We start from the raw sequence: 15,000 nt of genomic DNA on the forward strand, positions 1-15,000 counted from the left end.
CGCTCCATGAGCAATCGTTGGCGTATCGGCTTCGATATCGGCGGCACCTTCACCGACTTCATCCTGTACGATTCGCAGGAGCGCTCGGTCCGGCTGCACAAGCGCCTGACCACGCCGCATGACCCCTCGGAAGCGGCGCTGATCGGCCTCGGCGAGCTTACCGAGATGGCCGGGATCACGCTCGCCGATGTCGGCGACATCGTCCACGGCACGACGCTGGTCACCAATGCGGTGATCGAGCGCAAGGGCTCCAAGCTCGGCCTGATCACCACGAGGGGCTTCCGCGACATCCTCGAAATGGGGACCGAGCAGCGCTACGACATCTATGACCTGTTCCTGACCTTCCCGGACCCGCTGGTCTCGCGCGAGCATCGCCTCGAAGTGGCCGAGCGCATCGACCGCGACGGCCAAGTCGTCACCGCGCTCGATGCGGACGCCGTGCGCAAAGCCGCCCGTGAGCTTGAAGCCGCCGGCTGTGAGGCGATCGCGGTCTGCTTCCTCAACAGCTACCGCAATCCGGCCCATGAGCAGGAAGCTGGGCGCATCGTCCGCGAGACCTGCCCGGAGCTGACCGTCTCGCTGTCGAGCGAGGTCGTGGCCGAGATCTGGGAATACCAGCGCTTCGTCACCACGGCGGCCAATGCCTATGTCCAGCCGCTGATGCGCCGCTATCTCCAGCGCCTGGAGCGCGAGCTTGCGGCGCGCGCCTTCACGGGATCGCTGACGCTGATGCATTCGGCCGGTGGCCTCGTCTCGCCCGAGACGGCACGCACCTTCCCGATCCGCCTGCTCGAAAGCGGCCCGGCCGGCGGCGGCCTCGCCACGGCCCTGTTCGGCGAGCTCGCCGGCCATAAGGACGTGATCTCCTTCGACATGGGCGGCACCACCGCCAAGGCCTGCATGATCGAGGACGGCCGCGCCGAGATCGCGCCGATGCTCGAAGCTGGCCGCGTCAACCGCTTCGCCAAGGGCTCGGGCCTGCCGATCAAGGCGCCCGTCATCGACATGATCGAGATCGGCGCCGGCGGCGGCTCGATCGCCGCGATCGACGAGGTCGGCCTGCTCAAGGTCGGTCCGCATTCGGCCGGCTCCGATCCCGGCCCGGCTTGCTACGGCATGGGCGGCACCAAGCCGACCGTGACCGACGCCAATCTCGTGCTCGGCTATTACGATCCCGGCTTCTTCCTGGGTGGGCGCATGGCGCTCGATCTGGAGGCGGCGCGCAAGGCCGTCTCGACGGTGGCCGCGCCGCTCGGCCTCTCGGTCGAGGAAGCGGCCTGGGGCATCCACAAGGTCGTGGTCGAGAGCATGGGCGCTGCCGCCCGCGTCCATCTCGTCGAGAAGGGCAAGGACCCCCGCCATTACGCCATGGTCGGCTTCGGCGGCGCCGGTCCGGCCCATGCCGTCGATGTCGCCCGCGTGCTCGGCGTCAAACAGGTCATTATCCCGCCAGCCTCGGGCGCCGCGTCCGCGCTCGGCTTCCTCGCCGCGCCGCTCTCCTTCGACATGGTGCGCTCGCTGCCGGTCGAGTTCTCCGAAGGCTTCGATGCGGCCGCCGTCAACGCGGTGCTGCGCGATCTCGAAGTCGAAGGCCGCAAGCACCTGACCGAGGCCGGTGTGAAGCCCGCCGACGTCACGGTCGAGCGCACCGCCGACATGCGCCTCGTCGGCCAGATGCACGACATCTCCGTGCCGCTGCCGGCCGGCACCATTGACGCTTCGAGCCTGGACGCGATCCGCGCGGCCTTCAGCAAGGCCTATTCGGCCCGCTACACCTCGGTCTATGAGGGCGCCCGGCTGGAGGCGATCAACTTCCGCGTCCGCTGCGCCGGCCCGGTGCCGACGCTTTCGCTTTCCGGCGCGGCCGGCGGCGGCGACGCCACCAACAAGATCAAGGGCACCCGCAAGGCCTGGTTCGAGGGCGGCTGGAGCGAGGCTTCGGTCTATGACCGCTACGCCTTGCGCTCTGGCGACACCGTCAAGGGGCCGGCCATCATCGAGGAGCGCGAATCGACCACGATCGTGCCGCCGGGCGACAGCGTCAGTATCGACGATGTCCTGAACCTGATCGTCCATGTCGGCCAGGCCAATGCCGCCGAGACGACGATCACCGCCGACATGCCGCTGGCCGATGCCGCGCGCCGGATCGAGGCCGATCCGATCTCGCTGGAGATCATGTGGAGCCGCATGATCAACGTCGTCGAGGAGATGTGGCTGACGGTCTGCCGCACCGCCTTCTCGCTGGTGATCTCGGAAGCTCAGGATTTCGCCTGCGAACTGCTCGACCCCGAAGGCGAGACGCTGGCGCATTCGCCTCGCGCCATGCCGGTGTTCAACCTGACGCTGCCGCGCGCGGTCAAGGCGCTGCTGGAGCGCTACCCGGCCGAGACGCTGAAGCCCGGCGATGTCCTCATCACCAACGATCCCTGGCTCTGTGCCGGCCACCTCTTCGATATCGCGGTGGTGACGCCGGTCTTCCTCGGCAACCGCGTCGTCGGCCTGATGGGCACGGTCGGCCATGTCTCGGATATCGGCGGCACGAAGGACAGCTTGCGGGCTCGCGAGATCTACGAGGAAGGCTTCCAGATCCCGCCGATGAAGCTCTACGAGGCCGGCCGGATCAACGAGACGTTGGTCCGCCTGCTCGGCGAGAACGTGCGCAATTCCGAGCAGGTGCTCGGCGATCTCCACTCCTTCGTCGCGGCGAATGCGATCGGCGCGGAGCGCCTGCAATCCTTCCTCACCGATTACGGCATGCAGGACCTCAGGGCGCTCGCCCATGTCGTGCAGAGCCGCTCGGAGAAGGCGATGCGCGAGGCCATCCGCGCCCTGCCGGACGGCGTCTATCACGGCACGGTCTCGAACAACCCGCTGGGCACGCCGATGACCTATCCGCTGGCGCTGACGGTGAAGGACGACACGATCCATCTCGACTTCGCCGGGGCGCCGCCGCAGCTGGCGCAGGGCGGGCTGAACTGCACGCTCAACTACACGATGGCGCATGCGACCTACCCGCTGAAATGCATGCTGACGCCGGGCGTGCGCGGCAATGCCGGCTGCTACCGCGCCTTCTCGATCGATGCGCCGAAGGGCTCGATCCTGAACTGCGACAAGCCGCTGGCGGTGAACCTGCGCACCCGCACCGGCTGGTATCTCGCGCCGAACATCTTCCGCGCCCTCTCCAAGGCGGCGCCGAAGCAGGTTCAGGCCTTCACCGGCCTGCCCGTCGCGGCGAGCGTCTATGGCCGCGACCAGGCCGGCGATACCTATTCCGACATGCTCTTCGTCGGCGGCGGCCAGGGCGGCTCGGCCCAGGGCGACGGCAAGTCGGGCCTGCTCTACCCGACTTCCGCCGCGAACACCTCGATCGAGACCTTCGAATCGCGGGTGCCGGTGCTGGTGGTCGAGAAGACCTATCTCACGGATTCCGGCGGCGCCGGCCAGCATCGCGGCGGTCTCGGCCAGCGCGTGCGCCTGCGCAAGCTCGCCGATGACGGGTTGCCGACGCTGGTCTCGCTTTATCCGGAGGGGGTCAACAATCCCATCCCGGGCCTGTTCGGCGGCAAGTCCGGCGGCGGCGCGTCGGGCCGGGTGATCGACGAGCAGGGCCATGTCCTGAAGGACGTCGGCACCGGCGAGCTCGTCCAGGTCCGGCAGCCGCACGAGATCGTCGAGCTCGTGCTCGCCGGCGGCGCCGGCTACGGCCCGGCCTCCGAGCGTTCGCGGGAGGCGATCGCCCGCGACATCGCGCTCGGGCTGGTCTCACCGGACGCCGCCAAGCGCGATTACGGCGTGCAGGGAGCGCATGCCACGCAGGATGTCGGCGAGGCCAAGGCCGGCATTCTGGTCGCCTGAGCCGTAGGGATCACAACGCACACGCCCGACAGGGGCCAATAAGGGGACTGAGGCATGACCAATCCAACTGAGGGGGTGCCTCAGAAGCACCCCAGCCTGTTCGAGCCGGCGACGCTATTGCTCATCGCCGTGCTCTGCGTCTTCGGCGCGATCATCGGCATGCAGCTTCTGGTGTCGCTCGGCATCACCGCCAACACCTCGTTGATCGGCGCGCTTGCCGCCATGGCGCTGGCGCGCGTGCCGCTCGCGATCTTCGCCCGCTACCGCTCGATCCATGTCCAGAACCTGGCCCAGAGCGCGATCTCCTCGGCCACCTTCGGCGCGGCGAACAGCCTGCTGCTGCCGGTCGGCATCCCCTGGCTGCTCGGCCGGCCGGACCTCGTCCTGCCGATGCTGGCGGGCGCTTTCTTCGCGATGCTGCTCGATGCCTATCTGCTCTACCGGATGTTCGATTCCCGCGTCTTCCCGGCGACGGGCGCCTGGCCTCCGGGCGTCGCAGCGGCCGAGGCGATCAAGGCCGGCGACGAGGGCGGCCGCAAGGCGGTGCTGATGGGCATCGGCTTCGGCACCGGCATCGTCGCCTCCTTCATCAAGATCCCGCTGGCCTGGATCGGCTTCGCCGGTTCGACCGCCGTTTCCGGCATCCCGATGTCGGCTTTCGGCGTCGCCTTCATCGGCAATATCTGGGCGTTGCTGATGTTCGGCATCGGCTTGCTGCTGCGCGGCTATTCCGGCCAGCTCTTCAGCGGCCCGACCTTCGCCAGCATCATCCCGAAGGGCGACCTGATGGCCGCCTATATCCCTCATGGCTTCATGATCGGTGCGGGGCTCGTGGCGCTGCTGCAGGTCGCGCTGCTGCTGTTCCGGCGCGGCGAGGCCAAGGCGGATGAGGCGAAGGCCGGGGTCAGCGATGCCGAGGTGAAGCGTGCTCTTGGGCTCGGCACCGTCGGCTATCTCGTGATTGCCGTGTTCATCGCCGTGGTCGGCGGGCTGATGAGCGACATGTCGGTGGGCATGCTGATCCTGTTCGTGCTCTATGCGGCCTTCGCGGCCTATGTGCATGAATTGATCGTGGGCCTCGCAGCGATGCATTCCGGCTGGTTCCCGGCCTTCGCGGTGGCGCTGATCACGCTGATCATCGGCATGCTCCTGGGCTTCCCGATGCCGGCTCTGGCGCTCCTCGTCGGCTTCTCGGCCGCGACCGGGCCTGCCTTCGCCGACATGGGCTACGACCTGAAGGCCGGCTATCTGCTGCGCGGCAACGGCGCCAACCCGGCCTTCGAGCTTGAGGGCCGCCGCCAGCAGCTCTTCGCCGCGATGTTCGCCTTCGTCGTGGCGGGCGCGGTGGTTCTGGTCTCCTACCAGTCCTTCTTCGACCAGAACCTCGTCGCCCCCGTGAACAAGGTCTATGCCGCGACCATCAAGGCGGGCGTGGCGCCGGGTGTGGCCTGGCAGCTCTTCATCTGGGCGATCCCGGGCGCGATCCTGCAGTTCCTCGGCGGGCCGAAGCGGCAGATCGGCGTGCTCTTCGCCACCGGCCTCTTGATCAACTTCCCGATGGCGGGCTGGGCGGTTCTGGCGGGCATCCTCTGCCGGGTCATCTGGGAGAAGCTGCGCGGCGCGAGCGGCGAGGGCGACATGGAGGTCTTCGCCGCGGGCGTCATCGCGGGCGATGCGATCTTCTCCTTCTTCGACTCCGTCTCGAAGAACTTCTGGAAGCGCTGAACGAGACAGGCCCCGGGGCGACCGCCCCGAGGCCTCTTCATTTCGGAAGAGGGGACCGCCATGAGCAAGCTGGGTACGCTGACCATCGGCCAGGCGCCGCGCGCCGACATCACGCCGATCCTCGACGATGTGCTGGATGCGCGCCTGGTACGACGCCATGCCGGGGTGCTCGACGGCCTGAGCCGCGCCGAGATCGAGCGCGGCTTCGCGGCGGAGGCCGGCAAGCCCGTGCTGATCACAAAGCTGCTCGACGGCAGCGCGGTTGTCATCGACCGGGTCCGCACCGAAGCGGCGGCGCAAGCCAAGCTGGCCATGCTGGAAGTCGAGGGCTGCACGACGATCCTGATGCTCTGCACCGGGCATTTCGAGAGCCTGAGGACGCAGACGGCACGACTGATCGAGCCGGACCGCATCCTGCCGCCGACCGTGGCGGCCTTGGTGCAGGGCGCTCAGCTCGGCATCATCGTGCCGCTCGCTGAGCAGATCGCGTCCGAGGCCGGGAAATGGGCTCCGCTCGGTCGTACGCCGCTCTATGCCGCAGCCTCGCCCTATGGCGGGGATGGGGCTTCCGTATCGGAGGCAGCCCGCGATCTCGCCGGGCGTGGCGCGCAGGTCCTGCTGATGGATTGCATGGGCTTCGTCGAGCGGCATCGCCGCGAGGCAGCGGCCGCGGGCCTGCCGGTCATCCTCTCCAACAGCCTGATCGCCAAGCTGGTTTCCGAGATCGCCTGACGGCTTTCGGCTATCGAAACGGAAAAGGCCGCCTTTCGGGCGGCCTTTCGCATTCGTCGTGGCGTCGATCAGCTCATTTCGGCGCGAAGACGCCGACGCTGCTCGCGGTGATGTCGAAGGAGAGCGTCGCGACTACGGCCGCGCCGCACCATTTCGAGCGGCCGCTGGCCGTGGTGATGCCGCGCGGGTCGGCCGTCAGCAGGAAGCACTCCGTCTTCGACAGCGTGGTGTCGTGATAGCGGAGATCGGCGGTGAGGTTCTTCCAGTTATAGGACACGCCGGCGTTCCAGTAGGTGTAGTCCGGCAGGTTTGTGGCCGGCACCGTCGACCAGATCGCGAGATTGGTGGTGCCGAGCCAGTAATGGCCGAGCTCGCCGGAGACCGAGAGGCCCTCAAGGAAGGGCAGGTTGTACTTGGCGGTCACCGAGGCGTAGGTGCCGCTCGCGCCGGTGCCGAGCCAGTCCCAGGCGTAATAGGCATTGGCGCCGAGCGTCAGGCTCTCCGCGAAGGTATAGGAGACCTTGCTGTAGACCTCGGTGTAGTCGGTGTTCTTCGGCGTCCAGAACACGCCTGCGACGTCGATCAGCTGCTTCTCGCTCGGGTAATAGTACTGCATGACGCCGAGGTCGAAGGCGAGGTCGCCGAATTTCGGGCGGATGCCGCCGTAGAAATCGATTTCCGCATCGGGCCGCGTGGCGAGGTCGACGCTGGCGCCGTAGACACCGACATAGAACAGGTTGTTGTAGATCTGCAGCTCGGCGCCGCCGCCGATGCCGGGCTTGCGGTCAGTCTGCGAGATGCCGCGGAAATTGTAGTCGGTCTGGGCCTTCACGTTGACGGCGATGTCGAACCAGGTGATCGCCGGGGCGACCGGGACCGGCGGTGCGCCCTTCTTGCTCGGCAGGTCGGAGGCCTGGGCGCCGCTGATACCAGCCGCCAGGGTCAGGCCCAGAATCGAGGAACGGAAGAGATCAGGCATCTGCAAAAACCCCTCGCCGCGCAGTGATCGCGCTGTCACGCCATCAAGCGGGTGAGGCCGGATGTCCGGCAAGGCGAGCTTTTGGGCTGGTCGCACACCGAAAAAGCAAAGGCCCCCGAAACGAGGGCCTTCGCGCCTGCAAAAAAGGCAGTCGGGATTATCTGGTCGGATGCGACAATTTTGTCACGGCCAAGCAGGCGTCATTCGGATGCTTCAGCGCTGGACCGGCTGGCTCGCATAGGCCGCCGTCGACTGGTCGAGGCTGGAGGTCCTGAGGCCGGTGGCGCGACGCGGCGGCAGCGGAGCGCTGGTGCTGGTCGGCTGAGCCGGGACGACCGACACGACCGGAGCCGAGGCGGTGGTCATGCCCTGGTCGGCCGTGCCGCCGAAGGTCGGCATGAAGCTGAGCGCGCGCTGCAGGAACGGCTTGTCCTCGGCCGGGGCGGCGGGGGCGACCGGGGTGGAGGAAGCGCTCGCCAGAACCGGCGCCTGCTGGGCGTTGCCCGGAGTGACCTTGGCAAGCTGCGTGGCGGCAGGCGCGGCTGCCGGACGCGGTGCGACGGCAGGCTTGGCTTCCACCGGCTTGGCGGGCTCTTCGACCGGCGCAGCAGCGACCGCGGCGAGAACGGCGTCGTTGTCGGCGGAGGCGGCGCGCACGGTCGCCTTGGTCTTGCCGGCGTTATCGAGCACGACGACGCGCGGGCCGGAGGCGAGCGCATCCTCGCGGCTGATGCCGACATCCTTCGACGCCCAGGAGGCGGAGCGGTTCAGCGCGTCGGAGCCGTTGGAGGCGAGCGCGCGCTTGAAGGAGGCGTGCTGGTCGCCGTCGTCATAGATCAGCTTGATCGCGGGCGTGCCCTTGGCGACGAGCGATGCGACCTGGACCTCGTCCTCGCGGCGCTTCTCGGCGACGGCGGCGGGAGCCTGCCCACCGTTGAAGACATAGCGGCCGCCGGCGACGGACACGGCCGGCTCGTCCTTCACGACCTCGAAATAGTCCGAGCCCTCCTTCAGGTTCTTCCAGAAGGCGATGTTGGGGTCGAGCCGGTGCTTGGCGAGGTTCTGCGCGGTCATCCGGAAGGGATAGGCCTGCATCTGCACGGCGCGCTGGCCGGCATTCTGGGCCTCGCGCACCAAGGCGTAGATCTCGCCGATCTGGTCGTCCGTCATCGAATAGCAGCCGGCCGAGGAGCAGGCGCCATGCACCATCAGATGCGCGCCGGTGCGGCCATAGGAGCGGTCATAGGCGTTGGGGTAGCCCATGTTGAACGAGACGTAATAGGACGAGTTCGGGTTCATCTGCTGCGGCGCGATGGCATAGAAGCCTTCCGGCGCCATGCGATCGCCCTCGCGCACCTTCGGGCCGAGCTGGCCGGACCAGCGGCACATCGGATAGGTCTTCAGCAGCGCGTATTGCCCGTCGGCCTTGCGCTTCCAGACCTCGAGTTCCGACTCCTTCTTGAAGGAGCGGATGATGATCGGCTGGTCCTTGCTCATGCCCTTTTCGGACATAAGGGCATAGGTCGCGCTCGGAATCGGGATGTTGTGGCGGGCAGAGCCGCGATAACGGTCTTCCTCGCAGGCAGCCAGCGTCAATGCAACAAAAGCCACGAGCGCGAGTTGCTTGAATGCCACGTCGTCAATCCCATCGAACGGCAGGCCGGGGCGCGACCTGTGACTTCGCAAGACGGCCAAATTGTGCCCGTCGACTCGTTGTAGATGCGTTAGCCTTGAGGGTTCCTTACCATAGGCTTCCCGAGTCTGGCCACATGGTCAACGCGGGGTAAAGAAACCTTGCCTTCGCGGGTGCGAGATATTTCGCGCCCGGAGATTGCTCAGAGATTGCGGCCGATCGCGAGGAACTTGTCGGCGCGCTTGTTGACGATGTCATCGGCGCTGAGCCCAGCCAGATCGGCGAGCGCGGCGGAAATGGCATCGCCCGCGCGGTTGATCGCAGCCTGTCCGTCGCGATGGGCGCCACCGGTCGGCTCCTGCACGATCTTGTCGATGATTCCGAACTTCAAAAGGTCCTGCGCCGTGATCTTCATGCCGGTTGCGGCGTCCTGCGCGCGCGCCGTGTCACGCCAGAGGATCGAGGCCGCGCCTTCCGGCGAGATCACCGAATAGATCGCGTGTTCCATCATCATGACGCGGCTGGCGGCGGCGATGGCGATCGCCCCGCCCGAGCCGCCTTCACCGATGACGAGCGCGATGCTCGGCGTGCGCAAGCCGAGCCAGGCCTCGGTCGAGCGGGCGATGGCTTCGGCCTGGCCGCGCTCCTCCGCCTCGATGCCGGGATAGGCGCCGGCGGTGTCGACGAAGCTCAGCACCGGCAGGCCGAAGCGGTCGGCGAGCTCGGTCAGGCGCACGGCCTTGCGATAGCCCTCGGGCTTGGGCATGCCGAAATTGTGCCGGATCCGGGTCTCGGTCGAGTCGCCCTTCTCCTGGCCGATGACGCAGACGGGTTCGCCGCGGAAGCGGCCGAAGCCGCCGACGATGGCCTCGTCCTCGCCGAAGGCGCGGTCGCCGGCGAGCGGGGTGAATTCCGTGATCAGCCCGGCGCAGTAATCCTTGAAATGCGGGCGCTGCGGATGGCGCGCCACCAGCGTCTTCTGCCAGGGCGTCAGCGCGGCATAAAGTTCCTTCAGCGCCTGGCTGGCGCGGGCGTCGAGCTTGCCGATCTCCTCCGACAGGGAGATGCCGTCGCCGCGTGCCTCGAGGGCCCGCAGCTCATCCGCCTTCGCCTCCAGCTCGGCGACCGGTTTCTCGAAATCCAGATAGCTACGCATCGTGATCCAGTTCAGATTCCGCGCCATGAGCGGGCGGAGCGGCGGTTTACAGCGAAACCGGGCTTGAAAAGCGGCGGACCTTGGCCGCGCCCCGGCGAAATTGTCAACCCGTTCCTGCTTCTGCGGGTGGGTTTGCCGCACGTGGCGTGGGTGACGGTTGCGGCAGCAGGACGGGTCTCAGCGCAAAGCTGCGCCGCGTCGCGCGCAAGGGCGCGCGCCGGTAAAATTGCTTGGTGGCGTCGATGATATGGACGCCGGCAAAGGGCAGGGACAAGCCCGCGCCGATCTGCTCCCAGGCCAGCGCCGAGCGCATCAGCAACCGCCTTTGCAGGGGCGGGACATAGAGCGCCTCGGTCCAGTGCTCGGGCGAGAATTCGGCGCCGCGCATCAGGGCGGAGAGCTGGCGGCGGCTGAAAGGACGGCCCTGGCCGAAGGGCGTGCCGTCCATACGGGCCCAGAGGCCGCGCCGGTTCGGCACGACCAGGATCATGCGCCCGCCGGGATTGAGCACGCGCGAGACCTCCTCCAGCAGATCGTCGGGGCTCTCCGTCTCTTCCAGCGCATGGACCAGCACGACCCGGTCGATCGAGGCGGTGGGCAAGGGCAGGAGCGTCGGCTCGACCAAGGCGGAGGCGGAAAGACCGGGCGAGGGCCAGTTCACCACGCCCTGCGCTGCCGGCATGAAGGCGATCGTCCGCTCGGCCTGCATGCCGAGCACGGAGAGATAGGGTGTCGCATAGCCCAAGCCCAGCAGGCGCTGGCGCGCGCAATCCGGCCAGAAGCGCAGCATCGCCCGGCCGATGAAGCGCCGGGCCACATGGCCGAGCGGACTCGCATAGAAGGCGCGCAGGTCGACGACGTCGAGAGGCATGGCGCCTGAGATGGAACGCGCGCGGCCCGAACGCAAGGGCTGCCCTGCGACGATGCCGGGTTGATCGGGGGCCGGGCATGGCCCATGCAGAGGCATGACCGCTCGCCGTTCCGGTGGGCCAGCCCTGCCGGAGGAAGCCATGCCGCTCGACCTTCACGTCTTCCGCACGCTCAACGACAATGCGGGCGCCTTGCTCCATGACCCTGCCAGCGGCGCCTGCGCTGCCGTCGACGTGCCCGATGCTGGCGAGACCCTCGCAGCCGCCAAGGCGAAGGGCTGGACGATCAGCGACATCTTCATCACCCATGCCCATCACGACCACACGCAAGGTGTGGCCGAGGTGAAGCAGGCGACCGGGGCGAACGTCGTCGGCCCGGCCGATGCGCGGACGAGCGCGCCGCTCGACCGGGTCCTGGGCGAGGGCGATACGGTCGGCTTCGGCGGCGAGAGCTTCGAGATCTGGCATACGTCCGGCCATTCCGACGGACATCTCAGCTTCGTCGGGCGCGGCGCCAAGCTCGCGCTGGTCGGCGACGTCGTCTTCGTGATGGGCTGCGGGCGGGTCCAGCCCGGCCAGATGGAGCGGATGTGGACCTCGCTCTCGCGCCTGATGGCGCTGCCGGGCGATGTCCGCCTGCTTGGAGGCCATGACTATACCCTGTCCAACGCCCGCTTCGCCCGCTCGGTCGATTCCGCGAACGAGGCGCTCAAGGCGCGCTTCGCGGAGGCCGAGAAAGCCAAAGCCGAAGGCCGGTTCTGGGCGCTGACGACGGTCGCCGAGGAAAAGGCGACCAATCCGTTCTTCCGGGCGGCCGAGCCGGCGCTGGCGAAGGCGGTGGGGCTGGCGGGCGCCGCACCGGGCGAGGTCTTCGCAGCGCTTCGCGAAGCCAAGAACCGGTTCTGAGCATGGCGATGCAGCTCGACGGGCTGACGGCGGCGGAGGTGATCCGCCTGCTTGACCTCAAGCCTCATCCGGAGGGGGGCCATTATCGCGAGACGTTTCGCGATCCGGCCGGGCCGGAGGGCAGAGGTTTCTCGACCGCGATCTATTATCTGCTCGACACGGGCGAGACTTCGGAATGGCATCGCGTCGATGCTGCCGAGATCTGGCATCATTATGCCGGCGCGCCGCTGGTGATCACCGTCTCGTCGAACGGGCACGATGCCTCGGCGCATCATCTGGGCACCGAGCTTGCCGCTGGCCAGCGCCCGCAATTCGTGGTGCCGGCCGGCTGGTGGCAGAGCGCCACCTCGCTCGGCGCCTGGACGCTGGTCGGCTGCACGGTCGCGCCGGGTTTCGAATTCAAGGGCTTCGAGATGGCGCCGCCGGGTTGGCGGCCGACGCCACGGAAGCCCTCAGGGGGATAGGATGCTGACGAAGACGGACGATAGCGAACTCGTGCTCGGCTGCGAGCGGCGCATCATCAATGCATGGCCGGCGCTGTCGACGCTCGTCGTCGGCGACTGGGTGCTGCGCTTCGCCAACGGCTATTCGGGCCGGGCGAACTCGGCGACGCCGTTGAGCTATGGCGCCGAGCTCGACGCCACCATGCTCGACCTGATCGAGGAGCTCTATCGCGCCGATGGGCTCGTGCCGGCTATCCGGCTGACGCCACTGGTGGCGGAGGCGACGCGTGCGGCGGTGCTGGAGCGCGGCTACCGGGTCAAGGACAAGTCCTTCGGCCAGATCGCGCCGCTTGCCGGTTTCACGGTGTCCGAGGAGGCGGAATTGCAGATCGAGGCGCGGCCGAGCCAGGAATGGACAGCCGGCGTCGCCGCCCTGCAGAGCGGGATCAAGACCCATGCCGGCAATCTCGCTGGTATCATCGAGAAGGTCCGGCTGCCGGCGGCTTTCGCGACCTGGCTGGTCGAGGGCGAGGCGGTGGCGTTCGGCATGAGCGTCGCCGAGCGCGGCATGGCCGAGATCGGCCTGATCTGCGTCCATCTCGACCATCGTGGCCATGGCTATGGCCGCAAGATCGTGCGGAGCCTGATGGGTTGGGCCGCAACGATGGGCTGCGACAACGCCTATCTGCAGGTCGAGCAGAGCAATGCGGTCGCGATCAACCTCTATGGCAGTCTCGGCTTTCGGCAGCTCTACGCCTACGAGACGCGCATTCTCGACTAGGAGCCGTCATTCTCGGGTTTGACCCGAGAATATCTTGCCGGAAAAGGCAATGGAGCCTCCGCGTCCTGAGATGCCCGGGTCACGCCCGGGCATGACGGGTGTGAATTACCGCGTCAGCAGCGCCGTTCCGTAGAGGCCGATGGCGAAGAGGGTGTGGCTGACGAAGTTGAGCAGCCGGATCTGGTTCGCGTTCGGCTTCTTCGAGGCGGCGATACCCATGCCCATGCCGGGCTGCAAAATGAACCAGCCGCAGCCGATCGTCGCCCAGCCGACGATGAGCGCCGGCAGGAAGGTCGGATTCCGGGCCCAGCCGGCGCCGGCGATCGCCAGCACGATCCCGGCGAAGGCGATGCCGACGAGATAATGGCAGATCCAGCCGATCGCGAGCTCGCCGGGGACGGGCTCTGACTTCGCGATGTCCTCATGCCAGACGCGGCCGCGCGGCAGATGGGCGAACCAGCGGCCGGGCATGGCCCAGTTCGGCTTGGGGAAGCCGAACAAGCGCAGGAACTGAGCCCAGATATCGGTGAGCGCGGTCGCGCCGACGCCGATGATCACCATCCGCAAGATCAGATCCGACACGTTCCATCCCCCCAGGCCGCATCGATGCAGCTTGCTTCCTGTTGGAGCGGCGATCGCGGCAGCGGTCAACTGCGACAGTGCGCGAGCGGGCTGCATGCGGCGCATCGCCCCGTTCGGGGAACCGTGGCGGTAGCCGGCGGGTTGCCTCCGCTGATCCATAGGCATGCGAGGGGGAAGATCATGGCCACGGCAACCGCCGAGACGTCACGCAGTGCGGCCAAGGCTGCGACCGGGCCGCATGGCGCCGCCGAGCTGCCTTCGGTCGTGGTCACCAGCTATAATCTGGAAGTCCGCGACGATGACGGCTTTGTCGGCGACAAGGCGAGCCGCGGCGCCTTTATCGAGCATCTCGACGCGCTGCGCAGCCATCTCAAGCGCAATGGCGACGATCCGCTGACGGGAAAGACCGCCGAGATCAGCAAGAAGGAGCTCGATGCGCTGCTGCAGGGCGGCGATGCGCGAGCGGCCGCGCTGGTGCTCAGCGCCATCGAGGGTTTCGCCCAGTCGCTTGCCTTTGTCATCCGTCGCTTCACGCGGCTCAAGAGCTGGGCCGAGATCGAGCGGATCGTGGTCGGCGGCGGCTTTCGCGAGAGCCGGGTCGGCGAGCTCGCCATCGCGCGCGCCGCCATCATCCTGCGGACGGATGGGCGCGACCTCGATCTCGTACCGGTCAGCCACCATCCGGATGAGGCCGGGCTCGTCGGCAGCGCCCATCTCGCGCCGAAATGGATCTTCGAGGCCTATGACAGCCTCGTCGCCGTCGATATCGGCGGCTCGAACATCCGCGCCGGCATCGTCGAACTCCGCCAGAAGAAAGCGCCCGATCTCAGCAAGGCGCGGGTCTGGAAATCCGAACTCTGGCGCCATGCGGATGAAGAGCCGAGCCGCGACGAGGCGATCAAGCGATTGGGCGGGATGCTGCGCGAGCAGATCGGCAACGCCGAGAAGGAGGGCTTGCGGGTCGCGCCCTTCATCGGCGTCGGCTGTCCCGGATTGATCGAGCCTGATGGGGCGATCGATCGTGGCGCGCAGAACCTGCCCGGCAACTGGGAAAGCAGCCGTTTCAACCTCGTCGACAGCATCCGCGCGCTCGTCCCGGAAATCGGCGAGCATGAGACCGAGGTCGTGATGCACAACGATGCCGTGATTCAGGGCCTGAGCGAGATGCCGGCGATGCAGGATGTCGAGAACTGGGCCGTGCTGACGATCGGCACCGGCCTCGGCAATGCGAGCTATCGCAACCGCGCCAAGGCCGGGGGCAAGCGGCGCGATTGAGCGGCGCGCGGGCGAAACTGGCACCTCTGCCATCTTCAGGTCGTGTTTTGCAGGGATGAGGCGG

At 67.6% G+C, this 15,000-nt stretch carries 12 protein-coding genes; 7 read left to right on the plus strand and 5 right to left on the minus strand.

The features are described from left to right. Positions 1-6 precede the first annotated feature (6 nt). Genes AC07NY_RS00415 through AC07NY_RS00425 form a run of 3 tightly spaced genes read left to right on the plus strand, consistent with a single transcriptional unit; the run spans position 7 to position 6,312 of the window. Positions 7-3,855: a hydantoinase B/oxoprolinase family protein gene (locus AC07NY_RS00415; RefSeq protein WP_494580944.1), complete on the plus strand. Its 3,849-nt coding sequence runs from the start codon at positions 7-9 to the stop codon at positions 3,853-3,855. Positions 3,856-3,909: 54 nt separating this feature from the next. Then, positions 3,910-5,580: an OPT/YSL family transporter gene (locus tag AC07NY_RS00420; protein ID WP_494580945.1), complete on the plus strand. Its 1,671-nt coding sequence runs from the start codon at positions 3,910-3,912 to the stop codon at positions 5,578-5,580. Positions 5,581-5,640: 60 nt separating this feature from the next. Continuing rightward, complete coding sequence (locus AC07NY_RS00425) at positions 5,641-6,312, plus strand: AroM family protein (RefSeq protein ID WP_494580947.1); 672 nt, start codon at positions 5,641-5,643, stop codon at positions 6,310-6,312. A gap of 73 nt (positions 6,313-6,385) precedes the next feature. Here AC07NY_RS00425 and AC07NY_RS00430 read toward each other — a convergent pair whose 3' ends face one another. The 4 genes from AC07NY_RS00430 to AC07NY_RS00445 all read right to left on the minus strand — a co-directional run bounded on the left by AC07NY_RS00430 (position 6,386) and on the right by AC07NY_RS00445 (position 10,951). After that, positions 6,386-7,291 carry a TorF family putative porin gene (locus tag AC07NY_RS00430; RefSeq protein ID WP_494580949.1) on the minus strand — a complete coding sequence of 302 codons (906 nt, stop codon included), beginning with the start codon at positions 7,289-7,291 and terminating at the stop codon, positions 6,386-6,388. Between the two features lie 213 nt (positions 7,292-7,504). Beyond that, positions 7,505-8,926: a L,D-transpeptidase family protein gene (locus AC07NY_RS00435; RefSeq protein WP_492285990.1), complete on the minus strand. Its 1,422-nt coding sequence runs from the start codon at positions 8,924-8,926 to the stop codon at positions 7,505-7,507. A gap of 200 nt (positions 8,927-9,126) precedes the next feature. Further along, positions 9,127-10,080, minus strand: coding sequence for an acetyl-CoA carboxylase carboxyltransferase subunit alpha (locus tag AC07NY_RS00440; protein WP_494580951.1), 954 nt, complete (start codon positions 10,078-10,080; stop codon positions 9,127-9,129). A 103-nt stretch (positions 10,081-10,183) separates the two neighbouring features. Then, on the minus strand, positions 10,184-10,951 hold the full coding sequence (locus AC07NY_RS00445) for a class I SAM-dependent methyltransferase (protein ID WP_336810257.1): 768 nt from the start codon (positions 10,949-10,951) through the stop codon (positions 10,184-10,186). 139 nt (positions 10,952-11,090) lie between these two features. Between AC07NY_RS00445 and gloB the strand changes: the two genes are divergently transcribed. The 3 genes from gloB to AC07NY_RS00460 are packed head-to-tail and all read left to right on the plus strand — an operon-like array spanning position 11,091 to position 13,079. Next, a complete protein-coding gene (gene gloB / locus AC07NY_RS00450) occupies positions 11,091-11,855 on the plus strand; it encodes a hydroxyacylglutathione hydrolase (protein WP_494583632.1) in 765 nt (254 codons plus the stop codon). An 8-nt stretch (positions 11,856-11,863) separates the two neighbouring features. Then, positions 11,864-12,319 (plus strand): cupin domain-containing protein, encoded by a 456-nt coding sequence (locus AC07NY_RS00455; protein WP_494583634.1) that lies wholly within the window; start codon positions 11,864-11,866, stop codon positions 12,317-12,319. A 1-nt stretch (position 12,320) separates the two neighbouring features. Further along, the gene (locus AC07NY_RS00460; RefSeq protein WP_494580953.1) at positions 12,321-13,079 is read left to right on the plus strand and encodes a GNAT family N-acetyltransferase; all 759 of its coding nucleotides are present in this window, start codon (positions 12,321-12,323) and stop codon (positions 13,077-13,079) included. Positions 13,080-13,184: 105 nt separating this feature from the next. On the opposite strand, the gene AC07NY_RS00465 is transcribed toward AC07NY_RS00460, so the two are convergent. Then, positions 13,185-13,640, minus strand: a complete 456-nt coding sequence (locus AC07NY_RS00465) for a DUF2938 domain-containing protein (RefSeq protein WP_494583635.1) — start codon at positions 13,638-13,640, stop codon at positions 13,185-13,187. A gap of 201 nt (positions 13,641-13,841) precedes the next feature. Between AC07NY_RS00465 and AC07NY_RS00470 the strand changes: the two genes are divergently transcribed. Continuing rightward, entirely contained in the window at positions 13,842-14,936 is a 1,095-nt protein-coding gene (locus AC07NY_RS00470; protein WP_494580955.1) for an ROK family protein, read from the plus strand. The last annotated feature ends 64 nt before the right edge of the window (positions 14,937-15,000 follow it).

This window comes from Allobosea sp. GW821-FHT09G06 (genome assembly GCF_059416005.1).